We start from the raw sequence: 360 nt of genomic DNA on the forward strand, positions 1-360 counted from the left end.
CTGAGAGGTGCCCCTTTCTGTGTGGGATATGGAGACTTAGAACATCACCATTTTCCCAGTTCAGGAGGGGCATTTCCATTTCACGCGCGGCTTGATCCGGCTACTCGCATCGGTGGATCAAGGTTAAGACCGCATCCCAGATCCTCCTGGCAGCCGGAGACTTCTCTGCGTTCAAAACTGCTGGCCATTTGGCCGCCTATGCCGGGATTGCCCGGTCACGCGCCGGTCGGGAATGTCAAGTCCCGGGTTTTCTAGAGGCTGAGCGTTCGTTCAGTTTCTTAGGCTGCTAATTCCTGTAGGCTCGTGTAGTGGGTTGCTTCGATTTCGGCGGGAGTCTGATACCCAAGCATTGAATGTAGC

The 360-nt window shown here is 55.0% G+C and carries 1 pseudogene; it reads left to right on the top strand.

What is annotated here, in order from left to right:
• Window positions 1-116 precede the first annotated feature (116 nt).
• A pseudogene (locus tag ACPUD7_RS17850) lies at window positions 117-247 on the top strand (transposase); the annotation flags it as partial.
• Window positions 248-360 lie beyond the last annotated feature (113 nt).

The sequence above is a fragment of the Brevibacterium sp. FAM 24630 genome, assembly GCF_049804075.1.
Classification (GTDB): Bacteria; Actinomycetota; Actinomycetes; order Actinomycetales; family Brevibacteriaceae; genus Brevibacterium.